Here is a 16,788-nt window from a genome sequence, read left to right as displayed (position 1 = left end):
GGTGGGTCAGCCCATCACGGATTGCAGGCGCTCCTCGCGGAGGCGGCCGGCCCAGGAGTCGTCCAGCGGGGGGATGTCCCTGCCGACGGCCCAGCGGAGCAGCAGGTCGGCCAGGCCGGGGTTGCGGACGAGCGCCGGACCGTGCATGTAGGTGCCGAGGACGCGGCCGCTGTAGGCGCCCTCGAAGCCGTTCCCGTCGCCGTTGCCGACGCCGTGCAGCACCTTCGCGAACGGGCGCGCGTTCGGGCCGATCTGCGTGACGCCCTGGTGGTTCTCGAAGCCGGTGATGCGCGGCACGTTCAGCTCGCCCGCGACGTCCCCGACGATCTCGCCGACGGCGCGCTGCTCGCCGCGGCCGGAGCGGATGTCGAGCAGGCCGAGGCCCGGCACGGGCTGGCCCTCCTCGCCGCCGAACTCGTGGCCGAGCAGCTGGTAGCCGGCGCAGACCGCGAACACGACCGCGCCGGACTGAACGGCCCGCGCGAGGCCGCCGTCGCCCCGCAGCCGCTGCGCGGCGAGGATCTGCGGCCGGTCCTCGCCGCCGCCGAGCAGGTAGATGTCGCCGTCGGCGGGGACGGGCTCGTCCGACCGGAGGCTGACGGTCTCGGTGGGGATGCCCCGCAGCGCCGCGCGCCGCTCCAGGACGATCGTGTTGCCCTGGTCGCCGTAGGTGCTGAGCAGGTCCGGGTAGATCCAGACGATTTTGATGCGGTCAGACGACACGGCCGTACCTCGTTCGGATGGTCTGGAAGGCGGTGTAGTTGGCGATCACGTCGAGGTGGCCGGGCGGGACGGCCATGACCGCCTGGTCGATGTCGTCCACCATCGTGAAGGACACCTCGGCGGCCTCCAGCCGCGCGGCGAGGTCGATGCGGCGCTCGCCGGTCACCCACACGGGACGGCCCCGCAGGATGCGGTAGTCGACGTCCCAGAGCCAGGACGTGTCGCGGCCGTCGGGGCCCTGCGCGTTGACCGACAGGGCGACGGGGCCGGGCGCGGGCTGCAGGACGTCGAAGGCCTCCAGCCAGCCGGCGGGGTTCTTCGACAGCAGCAGCCGGATCGAGCGCCCCTGGTGCTCGACGGTCGTGTACCGGCCGGCGACGGAGGTGACCTGCGACAGCAGCGGGAGGGCCTGCTCGGGCGCCACCCCGAACTGCGCGACGACCGCGAGGGCGATCAGGGCGTTCGAGCGGTTCGCGCGTCCGGGCAGGGACAGGCCCGCGAGCGAGTACGCCCGGCCGTCCGGCGCGGTGATCGTGTCGCCCCGCAGCGCCCAGTCGGGGCGGGGGCGGGCGAAGTGGCACTGCCGGCAGCGCCAGTCGCTGTCCTCGTCGGTGTCCTGCCGGTCGAGGGGGCCGCCGCACTCGGGGCAGCACCAGGAGTCCTCGCGCCAGTGCTGGCCGGCGGCGACCCAGGTGACGCTCTTGGCGGTGGACGCGCCCCAGGTGACGAGCGGGTCGTCGCAGTTGGCGATGACGTGGCTGGTCGGGGACGCCTCCAGCGCGCGCCGCCACTTGCCGGCCAGCAGCCAGATCTCGGCGGCGCGGTCCATCTGGTCGCGGCTGAGGTTCATCAGGGCGACGAGGTTCGCCCCGGTCTCCTTCAGGACCATCGGGACGTACTTCTCGTCACACTCCAGCACGCCGTAGCGGGCCGAGGGGGCGGACGCCAGCGCGGACACGTGCCCGGTCGGCATGTTCGCGCCGAACGCGTTGGTGGCGACCTCGCCCAGCGGCGTCATCGCCGAGGTGATCAGCCGGGTCGTCGTCGTCTTGCCGTTGGTGGCGCTGACGAGGACGAGCTTGCGGTCCTTGGCGAGCCTGGTCAGCAGCTCGGGGTCGAGTCGGAGGCCGACCCGGCCACCGATCACCGAGCCGTCCCCGCGGCCCGCCATACGGGACATCTTGGCGGCCGTACGACCGAGCGCGACGGCCAGCTGCGAACGCAGCGGAAGATCGCTCATGGACTCCGTCTTCTCTGGATGCGCCGGGAAACCGCTCCGAGCCTAGCCGCTGACTGCGGCTTTCGCGGCGCGCCGGGCGGTTCGGGGGACGTCCGCCGCCGCCCCGGTGCACAATGTGAGCAGCATCACAACGATCCCGGTAAACCACCGGCAGCAATCTTGACCAGTACCGACATGTCGTGATTGCGTGCGACCTCCGACTGCGGTGCGCCGGATTACCAACCACGCGTCCAAGAACGGCGTCACCCACTACTTTTGTCGGGAGCCCCGCTGATGATCGCGGGGAGCGGTGCCCGCCCCGGGCGGCGGGCCTGGATCGCAAGCGTGGACAAGCGGCTAAAAGGCGAGGTCTGAGCGATGCAGTGTCCGACGTGCGGCAATGACACGCCTGGGACGCTCGGCAAGTGTTCGCACTGCGAGGCCCCGATCGACGTGTACTCGGTCGGGCCCGCCCTTCCGCTGGCGTCGCCGGTCGCGGAGGCCGCTCCGGCGGGCACCGCGATGGGCGTGTCGGCCGGCGCCGACGCGATCGGCGACCGGACGATGACGGCGCCGCCGTCCTGGGCCGCGGGCCCGCCCGAGCCCCCGGCGCAGCCGCCGATCCAGCTGTCGGCCGAGCCGCCGATCCGGCTGCCCGTGGAGCCGCCCGCGACCGCCTCGGCGCCGACGCCCGCCGTCGCCTCCCCGATGCCGCCCCACGACCCCGACGACACCGCGGCCTGGGCGTTCGACCCCGACGCGGACGACGACTCCGGCGCCTTCAGCACCCCGGCCTCGCCGCCCTCGTGGGGGCGGCAGTCGCCGCGCGCGGCGGAGCAGCCCGCCCCGCCCTCGCCGTCGAACTCGTTCGGACTCCAGGACCAGGCCCCCCGCACGGAGTCGATCGTCCCGGACTCGTGGTTCGCGCAGCCGCGCAAGCCCGAGGCGCCGGACACCGACGCCACCCAGGCGTGGGGGCAGCAGCCTCCCGGCGGCCCGCAGTTCCCCGCCCTCCCGGACGCGGAGGCGACGCAGATCGCCCCCGGCGCCGGGGCGGGCCTGGCCATGCCCGGCGCCCACGGCTTCGGCGACGACCTCGACCGGACGCGGATGGACTCGGGCTCCCCCATGGGCGCCCCCGGCCCGATGGGCGGCATGGGCCCCATGGGCGGCATGGGCCCCACGGGCGGCATGGGGAACATGGGGCCGGGCCCGACGCAGACGATGCAGCAGGGCCCCATGCATCAGGGTCCGATGGGCCCCGGCATGCAGCCCATGGGCGCGATGGGGCCGGGTGACCCCGCCTACGGCGGCTACCCGCCGGGCCAGTTCCCGCCGGGCGGGCCGGGCCACCCGGGGCAGAACAAGAGCGGAACGAGCAAGCCGCTGATCGCCGCCGTCGCCGCGCTGGTCACGGTCGCGGTCGGCGCCGTCGCGTTCGTCGCGTGGCCCTCCGGTGACGACGCGCCGACGGGCGGCGACCCGTCGCCCGCGGCGTCCCAGAAGCAGGTCGCGCAGAAGAACGCGATCCCGCCCGAGATGAAGCAGCAGGCCGCGGCACTGAACGCGATCCTGAACGACAGCGTCGCCACCCGCCGCGTCCTCGCCGGGGCGCTCGGCCGGGCCGGCAAGTGCAAGACGCTCCCGCAGGCGATCCAGGGTTTCCAGACCGTCGCGCAGCGCCGCACGAACCAGATGCACCGCACGCAGGGCCTCAAGGTCGACAAGCTGGCGAACGGGGAACGGCTGCGCGGCTCCCTGAACCAGGCTCTGGGTGCGTCGCTCCAGGTCGACCAGGTGCTGCTGCGGTGGGCGCAGGCCAACCAGCGCAAATGCAAGGGCAAGCCGCGCCCGAGCGCCGCGCAGGTACCCGGCCGCGCGGACGCCGAACGGCGCGCGACCGCGGCGAAGAAGCAGTTCGTCGTCCTGTGGAACCCGGTCGCGAAGAAGACCGAGCAGCCGCAACGTAGCTGGAAACGGGTGTAACGGTCGGTCACGCAGTATTCTCTGACCGTTCGAACTCACCGGGCAGGGGGCCGTCATGCGGTGTCCGAACTGCGGAACCGAGTCCGCTTCGTCGTCGCCGAGGTGCGCGCTCTGCGACGCGCCCCTCGTCCCGCCGGGCGCGGCCGATGCGACGGCCCAGGACAACACCGCCGGGGCCGGCGACACGACCGCCCAAGACCAGACGACCCGCGACCCGTTCAGCGCCCCGCCCAGCACCTGGACACCGAACGAGGCCGACGCAACCGTCCAGGACACCCCGTACCGCAACCCCCCGCCAGGGGGAACCCCGCCAGAACCAGACGACGCGACCGTCCAGGGCAACCCCCACGGCAGCGCCCCCTACAGCGGCAACCCGATGGGCGGGGCACCGGCGAGCGGAGACGACGCGACCGTCCAGGGCAACCCCTACGGCAGCGCCCCCTACAGCGGCAACCCAATGGGCGGCGCACCGCCTAACGCAGAAGACGCGACCCTCCAAGGCGACCCCTACGGCAGCGCTCCTTACGGCGGTAGTCCGATGGGCGGCCCACCGTCGGGCGGAGATGACGCGACGCTGCGGGGCGATCCCTACGGCGGTGCCCTTTACGGGGGCGGGCAGCCGGGTGAGAGCGCTCCGGGTGGGGTGCCGGTGCCGCGGGATCCGGTGCCGCCGCCTTGGGCCGACCAGGGCCCCGTCCAGTGGGAGCCGCGTCCCGAGCACACGTTGCACATGGCGCCCGGCGAGGAGCGGACGACGCACCTCTCCCCCGAGCCGTGGGCGGCCGAGCCGTGGTCCGAGCCCGCGATCTGGCAGCCTCCGGCGCCGCCGAAGCGCAGCATGCTGCCCTACTTCCTGGGCGCGGCAGGGGTCGTCCTCCTGCTCGGGGTGGCGCTGGGGATCGTGTTCTGGCCGAGCGGGTCGAGCACTTCGCCACCCGCGGCCTCCGAGCCGTCCACGGGGCAGAGTCCGAGCGCCGCGTCCGCGAGCCCAGCGAGCAGCGGCGACCTCGAAGCGCAGGCCGGCGCCGTCAACGATCTGCTGGAGGAGATGGGCGGCACCCGCTCCGACCTCGGCTCCGTCGTCACCCAGGGCTGCCCGGTCAGCGGCGTGCGGCGCGTCCTCGACTCGCGGCGCGGCGAGCTGGAGAAGGCACGCGCGCTGGACGTGAGCGCGCTCGACAACGGCGCGGAGATGAAGGCCGCACTCGTCCGCGCCCTGGAGGCGTCGACGGAGTCGAACCAGCGCTACCTGGACGGCGCGCCCGGCTGCCCGTCCGACAGCGAGGTCGCCGACGTCAACCAGCGCGCCAGCTCCGCCAAGAGCGAGTTCATCGGCTACTGGAACCCGGTCGCGCAGAAGGCCGGCCTTCCCGCCCGCACCGAAGGCGACATCTGAGTCACTCGGCCTGCGGGTTGAGGAACGCGAGGCCCTTGGACGGGTCCTCGAACGGCGTGACGAAGCGGTCGTACCAGCTCAGGACGGGCTCCAGCCATCCGGTGACGCGCATCGTCTCGGCGACGTGCTCGATCTGGTCGTCCTCGTCGAAGCCGATCGCGACGACGGCCAGGTCCTTGAAGAAGCCCGTGTCGTCGTCGCCGTAGAGGGCGGTCGCGGCGATGGGACGGTTGCGTTCCAGCTCCATGGACAGCGGGTGGCGGCGCAGGGCGCGGAGCCGGTGGCCGAGCTTCGCGTCCGGCGGCTGCTTGAGACCGGGCAGCTGGTAGTCCAGGGGCGGCGCGAGGGCGTGCTTGTCGGGCGCGCCGTCACCGTAGGGGAAGAGCCTGTCGAGCTCGTGCAGCCATCTGACCTGCGGAATCACCCACTGAGGTCCGGGGGATGTCCCGGGCGGGCCGCCGCCGAGCAGCCGCTGCGCGACCTCGGCGACGGCAGCGGTGAGGTCCCCCGGCGGGAAAGCGGTGCGCAGCCCCCGCGACCGCCGGGACACCGCCCGTTCGAGGACGGTCGCCAGCGCGCACTCGCGCAGCCGGGGCGCCCGCCGCGACCAGGCGCGCCCCAGTTCGGGCGGGACGGAGGGAATCGGACGGTTCGTCACATGCGCCAGGACGAGCGTGTCGCCCCACAGGCGCAGCCACGCCCACTCCGCGTCGCCCGCGATCAGGTCCGCCTCGCGCAGCTCGTACAGGGTGCAGGCGCGGCCGGACCGGCACTCGCATCCGCACGCCGGGGAGCGCCGTCCGTCCACGGGCGGGGGCGGGCCGGGCAGTTCCGCCTCGCGGCCCTCGCCCAGCGGCACCCGCACGCGCAGGGGGCGGTCCATGCCGTCCGCGAACACGGCGGCGACGCCCGGACGCAGCGACACCACCTCGCGGGACTGGTCCGCGTCCAGGTTCATCGCCGCGCCGACCTGGTGCCGGTCGTCGAACGCGGGCAGCCGGTGCACGACCTTCAGCGCGGTGTTCTTGATGACGTCCGGGACGAGCTTCGTCGGGATCTGCTCGGCGACGATGATCCCCTCGCCGTACGCGCGGATCTCGGCGAGCATCCCGGCGAACAGCTCGACGGCGTGCGAGCTGCCGCGCTCCGGCCCGCGGTTGCGCAGCAGCCGGTGCGCCTCCTCGATCACGATGACGTGCCGCAGCGCCGGCCCCGCGGCACGGTCGCGCTTGCGCTCCCGCATCCGCAGGTGCTCGACGATGCGGATGATGAGCGTCCCCATGAGGAACGCCTTGTCCTCGTCGTTCGCGACGTCCTCGATGGCGAGCACGATGTTGTCGCGGAGCATCCCCCCGATGTCGGCCGGGTGGCCGCCCTCGAAGAACCGTCCGGCCGAGCCGATGCGCAGGGACCGCAGGCGCACGTCCACGAACCCCTGCACGTCGGCCATCAGCTCGCGCCCGTAGCCCACGTCCTGGATGACCTGGAGCGCCGCGTTCTGCAACTGCTCCAGCGTCGGCACCGCGGGGCCGATGCGCGACCCGGGCACGCCGCCGCCCGTCACCACGTCCCACCCGTTGTTCTCGTAGACGCGCTGCAGCGCCTGCGCCATGATCTGCGGGAACGGCTCCTCGGCGTCGAACGCGGCCTGGAACAGCGCCCGCACCATGTCGATGTGCGCCTGGACGGGGTAGCCCGGCTCCGGCGCGAGCGGGTTCACCGACAGCGGCACCGAGTCCGGGTCGGACGGGTTGACGACCGTGACGGGCCCGCCGAGATCCTGGATGCGCCCCGCCATCGCCGCGTACTCCGACTTCGCGGGCTCGATCGCCAGCCACGGGACCCCGGCCCGGGTGAGCTGCTCCAGCAGGTGCCGGACGGTCTGCGACTTCCCCGCGCCGGTCGCGCCCGTGACGAACACGTGCCGGTTGATGGTCGAGCGGGGCACCGCGAACCGCCCGACCTCGCGGTCCTGGCCGTCCAGGATGGCGCCCAGTTCGATCTGCGTCTCCCCGCTCGCGGGCGCCGTCTCGGACGTCACGTCGAAGTACCCGGCGTCCAGCACCCGCAGCCCGGGGACCTCCCGCCGCGGCAGCCCCGCCAGCGCCGCCAGCGCCCCGGCCGTCGCGGTGAACGGGAACCGCTGCTCCGCCTCGCCCATCGGCCGCGCCGGCGCGGGCGCCGTCCCCGGGCCCAGCATCTCCGCGAAGGACCCGCTCCCCTGCCCCGACCTCAGCCGGTACGGATGGTGCCCGAGCTCCATCGACCCGACCAGCACGGGCGCGATCTGCCCCAGCTCCGCCTGCGACGCGGCCCCGGCGACCACCCGGACCTGCCAGAGCCCGGCCTCGCGGAACGCGTCCAGCTCGGCGAGCCGCCGATCGGCCCGCGCGACCGCGAGCCGCGCGTGCTCGTCCTCGCCCCGCCGCAACATCCGCAACTCGTGGTGCAGCTCGCGCATCTCGGCGTCGATCATTCGCTCGTCGCACGGATCGGCGACCACGAACCATCCGAACGGCCGCTCCATCAACGTGACGAGCGTCGCCTCGAACAGCCCCGGCCCGGAGCCGGACCCCTGCGGGGCGAGCCGCCCCGGACACCGCGTCCATTCCATCCGCTCGGCCTGCCGCAACCACGCGTCCCCGATCGGCACACCCCGCGCACCACTCGGAAACAGCAGCCCGTACGTCTCGGCCCCGGTCTCGGGCGTCCCGATCGGCCCCGCATTTGTGATCAGCTCCAGCGGCGCCCCACCGCCCGCCGACAGCCACCCGACGACGAACGGCCTCCCGAGCCGCGCCGCCGACAGAGCCGCGGGCAGAACGCTGACGAAGTCCCACTCGGCAGACGCCTCGCGCTGCGGACTCGGGATCGCCTGGATCCGATACCAAGGCCCCGGAAGCACGAACGGCGCGCCTTGCGCAGTGGCCGGCGGCCCACCGGACCCCCACCCGAGGGGCGGTCTGCCGGCACCAGACGAACCAGGGGGCATAGTCACCCCAGCATCCAACCCCGCCCCCACCCCCCACGCCAATGCCCCTCCAGGAAGAACCCGCCCCTCCCAGAGGCGAAGTCGCCTTGCCAACCACGACCCAGGACACCGCCGGGTCGCTGCCGGTGCCGGGTCAGCCCGGGGGGCGGCCAGCCGAGGCTTGCCGGAGCATCCGCGCTCGCCCTTGCGGCCTTTTTCAGATTCGGATCCGCAGCATGCGGTCGATGGCGTCGGCGTGGTCCTTCAACCACGCGATCTCCTGGTGGAGCCAGGTGTTCGGGGCGGTGATCCGGCCGGCGCGCTGATGCATGGCGAGCTCGTCCTCGACCCGGCCGACGACGAGAGCGCCGAAGCCCTCCCGCCGCTCGTCCTCAAGCCCGTACACGTCGAGGAAGGTGCGCAGGAGGCCCACCTGCCGGTCGAGGGGCGCGGCGGCATCAGCACCGAACAACCACAACCAGGCGGCGTAGGCGAGATCACGCGTTCGCGGGCCGGGCGCGGCCTGGTCGAAGTCGAAGGCGGCGGTGGGCAGGCCATCGACGAAGGTGACGTTCAGCGGGGAGAAGTCGTTGTGGCACACGGTCTCCTGATCGCCCGCGATCACCGCGCCCGCACTCGCGTCGTGCAGCCGGCGCAGCAGCCGTGCCGCAGCGGTGATCTGGGCGGACGTCCATTCCCGATGCCTGAACTCCGTCCGGGTCTCACCGTCCTGAAAGCTGAGGATCTCGCGGCCCCGGCCATCGGTCCCGAGCAGCCTGGGCGCGGCGTCGCAGCCCACCGCCTCGAAATGCCGGAGCAGCCGATGCACGAACGGTGAGTGCGGCCCCACCGGGCGCCGCACCGTGCCGCCGACCCGGACGACCCCCTCCGTGATCCGGCCCCCGCTCAAAGGGATCTCCACCTCATCGGTCACCCCAAGGGCCCCGTTGTGCAGGGATGCGCCCGGTTCAGCCGACGGCCCCATCTACACTCCTCCGCGTTGTCCCACTGATTCCCGGCACCGGCATCAGACCCGAAACGGCCGCGCAGCGTCCAACAACCGACACGCGGGACTACGACAACCAGGAGTTGTTGATGGAGCTGGACCTCGGTAGCGTCCGAGCCTTCCTCGCCGTCGTCGACGACGGACGGTTCACCGATGCCGCCGATCGCCTGGACATGACCCAGCAGGCGGTCTCCAAGCGGATCGCCAAGCTCGAAGCGGCCCTCGGCGTCCCGCTGCTGCACCGCTCCCGCGCGGGCGCCAGACCGACCGAGGACGGGGCGGCCTTCCTCCCCCAGGCCCGCGCGTTGATCGGCCTCGCCGACCAGGCCACCGCGATGCTGCGCGCCCGCCGCCGCGCCCTGCGCATCGACGTTCTCGGCCACAACGCGGCCCCGATCGAGATCGTCCGCTCTTTCTACGAGACCGGCGGCGCCGAAGTCGACATCGTCGTCTCCCGCGGCACCGGCTCACGCTGGACGGCCCTCACCGACGGCTCGATCGACGCCGCCTTCGGCCGGGTCACCGCGCCTCTCCCACCCGGGATCAAGCGCGTCCCGGCCGCCCTGGAGCCCATCCCCATCCTGGTCGGCCACCGGCACCGCCTCGCCGAACACCGCCGGGTGCCGATGAAAGAGCTCTCGGGATTGACGGCATGGATGCCCGGCAACGCGCCGGAAAGCGAATGGGCGGACTACTACCGCCATCTCAGCGCGGAATTCGGCGTCCACATCGACGCCTCAGGCCCGGTCTTCGGCCAGGACCACATCATGGAAAGGATCGGCGCCTCCCCCGATCTCATCACCTTCGGCAACAAGACCCAGTTCCCCGGCCACCCGGACGTCGTCCAGATCGCCCTGACCGACCCCACCCCGGCCTACCCCTGGTCCCTGATGTGGCACGAGGCCAACCGCCACCCGTCCCTCGCAGGCTTCGTCGCCCACGTACAAGACCACTACCGTCCCCACGCCCAATGGCTCCCCGCCCCCGACCGCCCCCACTTCGCGAATGACGAGCGAGAGGGCGGACGAGGGTAGATCCGTCCCTGGTCTTCAGGCATCGAGGACCGCGAAGACGACCTTGCCGGCGTTACCGGCCAGCGGGCGGACGCCCCAGCAGCGCGCGAACTGGTCGACGATGAACAGGCCGCGGCCCGCCTCGCTGATGGTGTCCGCGTACTGGATGCGGGGCAGCTCGCAGGTCGCGTCCTGGATCTCCAGCCACAGCGCACCGTCGTCGTTGCGTCCGATCCGGAACGTCACGCCGCCGTCGGGAGCGGACGCGTAGCGCAGAGCGTTGGTGACCAGCTCGCTCGCCACCAGGCACGGCACGAAGTCGTCCATGCCCCACTGACCGGTGACCAGCCGAACGAACCTCCGCACCTCGGCAACGACCGAGAGATCGTTCTTCACCACGATCTCGTTCTCGTGACACCCCGCCTCACCCATGATCCTTCTCCTCACTCTGTGTGGCGAATACCACACAATTAGCAAGGTTGCGGAGTATCGTGATGTTGCCAAGTCATGTTGGCGACGACTGACAACAGTCGCGCCTTTCTGGCGAGCCGCCGAGGAAAGGAAACGTTGCGTTCATGCCCCCACGACGCCAACGCCCCAAGGAGTCCCCCGCCCTGATCGCCTTCGGGGGCCAGATGCGCCGGATGCGCGAGGGAAAGAAGATCACGCAACAGTCCATTGCTGATCACACGAACATCAGCAAGGGCCAGGTGAGCCGTATCGAGAACGGCACCAGGCGCGCCACTCGCTCGTTCGTCGAGGCGGTCGACCGGATTCTCGAAGCCGACGGAGCTCTGATCAAGTTATGGGCGGACCTGAACAGGAACGGCCACCCGGTCCCGATCTGGTTCGACTGGCCCAAGGTCGAGGCGGACGCGGCCACTCTGATCTCGTGGGAGCCCATGCTGATCGCCGGTCTCGTCCAAACTCCGGCGTACGCATCGGCTCTCCTGAATCACAGCCAGGAAGCAGTAGAGGCGCGCCTCCGCCGCCAGGACATCATCACCGGCAACGAGGAACGAGTTCCTCCGAACCTGGTCCTGTTGGTGGACGAGCAGGCGCTCCATCGGCCCGTTGGTACGTCCGAGACGACCAGGGAGCAGCTTGAACACCTCATCGAGATGAGCATGTTGCCCAACGTCACGGTTCAAGTAGTGTTGGCAAGTGGCGAACATGACGGCAACATGGGCGCGTTCGTGATCGCGACTATGGACGACCGCAGCGAAGTCGCCTACATCGAGACCGCCATCCGCGCAATAACAACGGACGATCCCACAGACTTGTCCATGCTTACGCGAACTCTGATCGCGCTTCGCTCGCGGGCGCTCACCGAAGACATGTCACGCGAGCTGATCAGAAAGGTCATTCAGGAGAGATGGACCTGACGAACGCCGACTGGCGAAAGAGCAGCTACACCGGCTCCAACGGGGGCAACTGCGTCGAGTTGGCGGACGTGGCCGGCGCTGTGGCGGTGCGGGACAGCAAGGATCCGGACGGGCCCCTCCTCCTGCTCACCCGCGCGGCCCTGCGCGCCGCCGTGAACACCTACCCCACGCCCCGCTGACCACCCCTTGGCCCTCGGCAACACCGACTCTCGGTGGCCGGCATCGGGCGCTGTGGCTGGAACGCAAAAGGGAACCCGGTGGACCGGGTCCCCTCTCCTTGCGGATGCGCGATGGCGCCTCGACGTTCAACGTCGCGGCGCCGCCGCCTGGGATCACTCCCTGCTCAGCACCTTCCCTTGCGTCTTCTCAGTGGGATCAGCGGCCTGAGCCGCCGCCGAGTCCACCTTGACCGCGTAGGTCGACGCGATTGCGACGATCGCGAACGCCGTCCACTGGGAGGCGTCCGGGATGAGCGTCGGCACCTGGATGAACAGCGAGACCAACGGGGCCACGAGCATGGCCACGATCGGCTGTACCGCAGGAGCGGTCGCTGCCCAGGCGCCCATGTCCGAGCGGCTGATGTACTTGGACGCACGGGTCTGCATGACGGCGGCGAGCGCCGTCGCCAGCAGCCCTGCCATCGCCATCGCCACGATCTCGGTGTAGCCCCACTTCCAGTCCCCGATCGGTGCGCCGAGGTAGCCGGAGAGCGGGATGCACACCGGGAGGACGACGATCAGGCAGATGACGTTCGCCTGAGCGACGCACTGGTCGCGCTTCTCCCCCATCAACTTCGCCTGGTTCGGCAGGTCGAACGGGTGGGTCGCCGCGGCGAACGCCGCGACGAGCCCGAGGAGATTCACGTTTCCGGGCTCCGCCAGGACATTGGTCGCCTGGAGCACCCCGAGGATGACGATGACGCGAAGCCAACGCCCCATGATCGAGGTCAGGGCGGCCCCGGCGAGAAGGCTGCCCAAGGTGGTGATGGAGGAGTAGGTGCCCGCGCCGATCGCGGCGAACGCGAGCGGCCCTCCGATCTTCATGAGTGAAGAGGTCACGGAATGCCGCAGCATTCCCTTCCTCTGGGTCGGCGTCAGCCGACGCGGGTCGAGTCCCCCGAGTCCCTCCCGCAACATCGCGAAGAAGATGAGGAAGCCCCCTCCGAAAAGGGTCATCCCCACCGTTCCCTGGATGGAGGGCAGGGGACGGGTGAACACGAAGCCCGCACCGACGATCGCGAGCGAACCCAGCATGAAGGTCCGCCCCTTAGCGGGGTCCCTGAGCTGGGACCAATATGTCAATCTCATTTGGTTTCTGCTCCCGGCTTGGCCGGGACGGTCCATGGCCGATCAGGCCATGGATCATTCCCGTGGAGATCCATGGCCTGTCTGGCCACGTTTCCCAGAACAGTCCCCGGAAGATCAAGATCGGCAACCGCCGCACCCGGGGAGTGCCGCACCGTCCCAGCGCCCGCCGGACGCCCCGCGCCCTCGACCACGAGGAGCGGCAGGAGGTGGACGGGCGGTCGGCATTGCGGCGCCCGGCGGGTTTCAGGGGTGGAACCTGGCGGGGCGGTCGCCGGGGCCTCTGGGGAGGGCGTGGCGGCTCGACGCCGAGTGGAACCGCAAGGGCGAACCTCTCGGCCACGCCGACATCGGCGTCACCGCCACGGTCAGGGGCGTCTCACCATCACTCTGCGAGCGGTTCATCCCTGATTTCGCGATGAATGAACACCTGATCGCCAGCGGACCTCTCAAACGACAAGTTGGCCGGCCGGATGTCGCTTCGCAGCACGGCCTGCCTCAGTCGTCAGAATATGCAGGAAAGGCAACCGAAACAGAATCACCGACGCCGACCATCAGGGCCGCGTGGTGATGCGCGTCGTCAGGGGGTGGACGGGGGGTTGGCCTTGTGGCGGCCGTTGGGTTTCAGGGGTGGGACCTTGCGGGCCGGGCGCGGGGCGGTGCCTCTGGGGAGGGCGTGGCGGGCCTTGGGGAGGCGCGGCGGCTCGGGAGGGTCGGGGGGCCGTGGGGGCTCGGGCTTGGCGGGCTCGGGCTGCTCCGGGGTCTGCTGCTGTTCGCGGAGGTACTCCTCGAACTCCATGGAGTGGGCGGTCGGCAGCGTGATGATGCCCGGGTTGGCGTCCACGAGGAGGGTGCGGCGGCCCGTGGCGCCCGAGTGGGTGAAGACCATCGCGGTCGGCGGGAGCTCCTGGAGTTGCAGGGGCTCGATGAGGAGTTCGCGGAAGCGCTGCTTGTCGGGACGCGGCCGGGCGACCGTGCGGCCCCAGGCGGTCGCGGAGCTGATGCCCTCCACCAGGACGGAGTCGTCGGCGGCGGGGGCGGGCAGCGGCGTCCAGACCGGGTCGGTGAGGCCGTCGCCGCGGGGGCGGGCGTAGGCGACCGTGCTGGCGTAGGTCTCGCCCGCGACGTCGAACAGCGTCTCCGCGGCGGAGTCGGTGATCTCGGCGACGAGCAGGGGCTGGCCGGCGCCGATGTGCTCGGCGGCGACGCGGGCGTCCTCGGGGTTGCCGAGGCGCATGAACCCGACGGCGGCGTGGCCGCGGCGGCCGAGGCGCTCGCGGACGTGGCCGGGGATCGACCGGTACATCAGGACGAGGCCGGTGCCGGTGGCCTCGCAGGCGTCGATGAGGCGGTCCAGGACGTCCCCCCGCAGCTTCTCGGCGCCGCAGAGGAAGAGCGTGTGGTCCCAGCGGCCGCCGGGCGGGGACTCCCGGATCCGGTGCGTGAGGGCGGTCGTGACGTAGGTGCCGAGGATGCGGTTGGTCAGGACGCCGGCCCGCCGGTCCATCGAGACGACGTGCAGGCGTGAGGGCGGCAGCCGGACGGGCTCGGTGGCGAGCTTCTCCAGCTTGCGGAGCTGCGCCTCCAGCGCCCACGCGCGGCGGACGACGATGCGGTCGGTGGCGTCGCGGCCGAAGAGTGTCGCGATGCGCTCGTGCTGCTCGTCGGTGAGCAGGCCCTTGCGCAGGTCGTCGCGGGGGTCGCCGACCTGGGCGAGGACGCGCAGGGCGGCGGTGATCCTGGGGATGGTGGTGTCCGGGCCGAGGACCTCGATGAGGCGTTCCAGGATCGAGTTGTCGAACGACAGGTCGCGGGTGCCGCCCTCCTCCTCGCCCGCGCTGACGACCAGGGACAGCACGTCGGCGAGCGCCTCGGGGTTGAGGCCGCGGGTGGCGTCCAGGCGCGGCAGGTCGGCGGGCAGGACCCAGACGAGGGGGTCGTCGCCGCGGTTCGACGCGAGCCGGAGAAGGTCGTGCGCGACGGCGCCTTCGGACAGGTCGATGACGGTCAGCCGCGCACCCACCGCGAGCCTGGCAGCGCCCATCGTCGTGACGGCCGCGGACCATCCGGCGAGCGTGCCGCCCACGACGTCCACGCGGTCGACGCCGGGCGGGACGGCCACCGGGTACCACTCGCGCTGGCTCTCGTACGCCGACTGGCGGCGCTCCCACTCGGCCCGCTCCTTGGCGTAGGCCTCGTCGGCCTTTCTGCGGGCCCGCTCACGTGCGGCCCGGTCGCGCGCCTCCGCGTCCCGCTCGTGGGCGAGCCGTTCGCGGACGCCTCGCTCGTCCCGCCAGAGGGCGCCGCCGGTGATGGCCAGGACGACGCCGCACGCGAGCAGCGCCACGATGGCGAACGCCCACGGGATGACCCCGGCGGCGCCGCACACGAGGAACAGGACGACGAACACCAGCGTGCCGCCGAACGCGATGCGCAGCGGCTTCCCGGCCATGTCCTCGCCGGGGCGCCGGGCGGGCGGCGGCAGCGGCGGCCGCGCGGGCTCCTCAGGCCGGTCGGGGGGCGGCCCCGGGTCGGGGTGCATCTGCGCGTAGCGCCAGCCCACGTAGACGCGGTCGGCCTGTGTGAGCCGCGCCATCGCGGACCCGCTCGCCATGTCCGTCACGTCGAGAGACCCCTGGGAGTCGCGGGAATGTGGGGAACGCCTGGGGGTGGCCGGTTCGGTTGCTTACGGTCGGTTTCCTACACAGCACAGGGTAAAGAGCTTCCCGCGTTCCCGCGCCACGTTCAATGGAAGACCCCCGCGGACGACCCGTCGGGCTCGTCAAATCGGTCACCAGGTCAGCCCGCGGGAAAGATCGGACACGCCGCCGCGCACGGATGGCCGGATCCGGCCACGCTCAGCCGGCGGGCGGCGCCTTCACCGGCAGGAACGTCTCCAGCTCCATCGTGGGATGCGGGTACTTCCACTTCACCCCGTCGAACGGGACGTACATCCCCTCCGGCGTGTCGGCCAGGAAGTAGTTCCCGTTCCACTGGTTGGGCGCGGTCACCGGCGAGCCCTCGGGGTACCGGGAGCCCAGCGCGTCGTACTTCACGTCGACGCCGAACATGGCGTAGACGGCAGCGTCCACGAAGTTGAAGTAGCCGATCTCGCCGCGCAGGTGGGTGTCCTGGAGGGCGACGCCGTGGATCTGGTCGCGGGCGTAGTACAGCGAGCTCAGGTCCTTGACGACCTGGTTGAAGTCGTGCGCCCCGTCGTGGTGGATCAGCGCGCGCGTGCCCTGCTCGCCGCGCAGCACGTTCGCGACGTACGTCGGCAGGTCGCCGTGGAACATGCGGACGCGGGTCATGGCGCGGGGGAAGACGCGGCGCACCCGCTCCCGGGCGAACTGGAGGAACACCGGGTTGACGTCGACGAGGTCGAGTTCCAGCCCCATCGGCTCGACGCACCCGGCGAGCACGGTCGCCGAGCCGCCCATGAAGACGCCGACGTCCACGAGGCGGGTCACCGTGCCGTGCTCGCGTTCGACGCAGCTGAAGACGTCGTAGTAGTGCTGGGCGCTGCACTGGTCCTCGTACGCGAGGTTCACGTCCTTGGCCCGGGTCGCGATGCGGTCGAAGACCGAGTTGTGCCCCTTGAACACGGTGAGGTCGGCGTGGTGCCCGCTCAGGATGGGGATGCCGAGCCTCTCGTGGAGGTTCTCGGCGTCCTCCAGGGCGGGGTCGGGTTCGAGGAACGTCCCCCAGGACTTCTCGTGCATCGCCACGCTCGCGACGTAGTCCGTCATCGTTGACTCCCTCTCCTGAAGTGTCGTACGTGCGGA

13 protein-coding genes are annotated in these 16,788 nt (G+C 71.6%); 5 read left to right on the top strand and 8 right to left on the bottom strand.

All coding sequences use genetic code 11. The annotated features are described in order from the left end of the window. Positions 1-6: 6 nt before the first annotated feature. Positions 7-723 (bottom strand): glutamine amidotransferase, encoded by a 717-nt coding sequence (locus tag AB0C84_RS06810; protein WP_258940710.1) that lies wholly within the window; start codon positions 721-723, stop codon positions 7-9. Next, on the bottom strand, positions 713-1,963 hold the full coding sequence (locus AB0C84_RS06805; RefSeq protein WP_361061935.1) for a MurT ligase domain-containing protein: 1,251 nt from the start codon (positions 1,961-1,963) through the stop codon (positions 713-715). The genes AB0C84_RS06810 and AB0C84_RS06805 overlap by 11 nt, the downstream gene beginning before the upstream one ends. 357 nt (positions 1,964-2,320) lie before the next feature. Here AB0C84_RS06805 and AB0C84_RS06800 point away from each other — a divergent pair, with 357 nt between their 5' ends. Continuing rightward, complete coding sequence (locus AB0C84_RS06800; RefSeq protein ID WP_361061932.1) at positions 2,321-3,928, top strand: hypothetical protein; 1,608 nt, start codon at positions 2,321-2,323, stop codon at positions 3,926-3,928. A 55-nt stretch (positions 3,929-3,983) separates the two neighbouring features. After that, the gene (locus tag AB0C84_RS06795) at positions 3,984-5,324 is read left to right on the top strand and encodes a hypothetical protein (protein WP_361061929.1); all 1,341 of its coding nucleotides are present in this window, start codon (positions 3,984-3,986) and stop codon (positions 5,322-5,324) included. A 1-nt stretch (position 5,325) separates the two neighbouring features. Here the strand turns inward: AB0C84_RS06795 and AB0C84_RS06790 are convergent, their stop codons facing one another. Together AB0C84_RS06790 and AB0C84_RS06785 are read right to left on the bottom strand one after the other, a co-directional pair. Further along, the gene (locus AB0C84_RS06790) at positions 5,326-8,229 is read right to left on the bottom strand and encodes an ATP-binding protein (protein WP_361061926.1); all 2,904 of its coding nucleotides are present in this window, start codon (positions 8,227-8,229) and stop codon (positions 5,326-5,328) included. 283 nt (positions 8,230-8,512) lie between these two features. Further along, on the bottom strand, positions 8,513-9,229 hold the full coding sequence (locus AB0C84_RS06785) for a phosphotransferase (protein ID WP_361061923.1): 717 nt from the start codon (positions 9,227-9,229) through the stop codon (positions 8,513-8,515). Positions 9,230-9,390: 161 nt separating this feature from the next. On the opposite strand from AB0C84_RS06785, the gene AB0C84_RS06780 reads away from it, so the two are divergent. Further along, positions 9,391-10,335 (top strand): LysR family transcriptional regulator, encoded by a 945-nt coding sequence (locus AB0C84_RS06780; protein ID WP_361061920.1) that lies wholly within the window; start codon positions 9,391-9,393, stop codon positions 10,333-10,335. Positions 10,336-10,350: 15 nt separating this feature from the next. Here AB0C84_RS06780 and AB0C84_RS06775 read toward each other — a convergent pair whose 3' ends face one another. Next, positions 10,351-10,746, bottom strand: coding sequence for an ATP-binding protein (locus AB0C84_RS06775; RefSeq protein WP_361061917.1), 396 nt, complete (start codon positions 10,744-10,746; stop codon positions 10,351-10,353). Between the two features lie 143 nt (positions 10,747-10,889). Between AB0C84_RS06775 and AB0C84_RS06770 the strand changes: the two genes are divergently transcribed. Then, complete coding sequence (locus tag AB0C84_RS06770; RefSeq protein WP_361061914.1) at positions 10,890-11,699, top strand: helix-turn-helix transcriptional regulator; 810 nt, start codon at positions 10,890-10,892, stop codon at positions 11,697-11,699. Beyond that, positions 11,690-11,878, top strand: coding sequence for a DUF397 domain-containing protein (locus tag AB0C84_RS06765; protein WP_361061911.1), 189 nt, complete (start codon positions 11,690-11,692; stop codon positions 11,876-11,878). The genes AB0C84_RS06770 and AB0C84_RS06765 overlap by 10 nt, the downstream gene beginning before the upstream one ends. Before the next feature lie 153 nt (positions 11,879-12,031). Here the strand turns inward: AB0C84_RS06765 and AB0C84_RS06760 are convergent, their stop codons facing one another. From AB0C84_RS06760 to AB0C84_RS06750, 3 genes are all read right to left on the bottom strand, one after another. Continuing rightward, positions 12,032-12,952, bottom strand: coding sequence for a hypothetical protein (locus tag AB0C84_RS06760; protein ID WP_361061908.1), 921 nt, complete (start codon positions 12,950-12,952; stop codon positions 12,032-12,034). Between the two features lie 631 nt (positions 12,953-13,583). Beyond that, positions 13,584-15,617 (bottom strand): hypothetical protein, encoded by a 2,034-nt coding sequence (locus AB0C84_RS06755; RefSeq protein WP_361061905.1) that lies wholly within the window; start codon positions 15,615-15,617, stop codon positions 13,584-13,586. Between the two features lie 244 nt (positions 15,618-15,861). Next, positions 15,862-16,752: a class I SAM-dependent methyltransferase gene (locus tag AB0C84_RS06750; protein WP_361061902.1), complete on the bottom strand. Its 891-nt coding sequence runs from the start codon at positions 16,750-16,752 to the stop codon at positions 15,862-15,864. Positions 16,753-16,788: the final 36 nt, after the last annotated feature.

Source organism: Actinomadura sp. NPDC048955 (assembly GCF_040649435.1).
Taxonomy (GTDB): Bacteria; Actinomycetota; Actinomycetes; order Streptosporangiales; family Streptosporangiaceae; genus Spirillospora; species Spirillospora luteofluorescens.
Note: the sequence above shows the minus strand (reverse complement) of the source record. Positions and strands in the feature narration are given on the sequence as shown.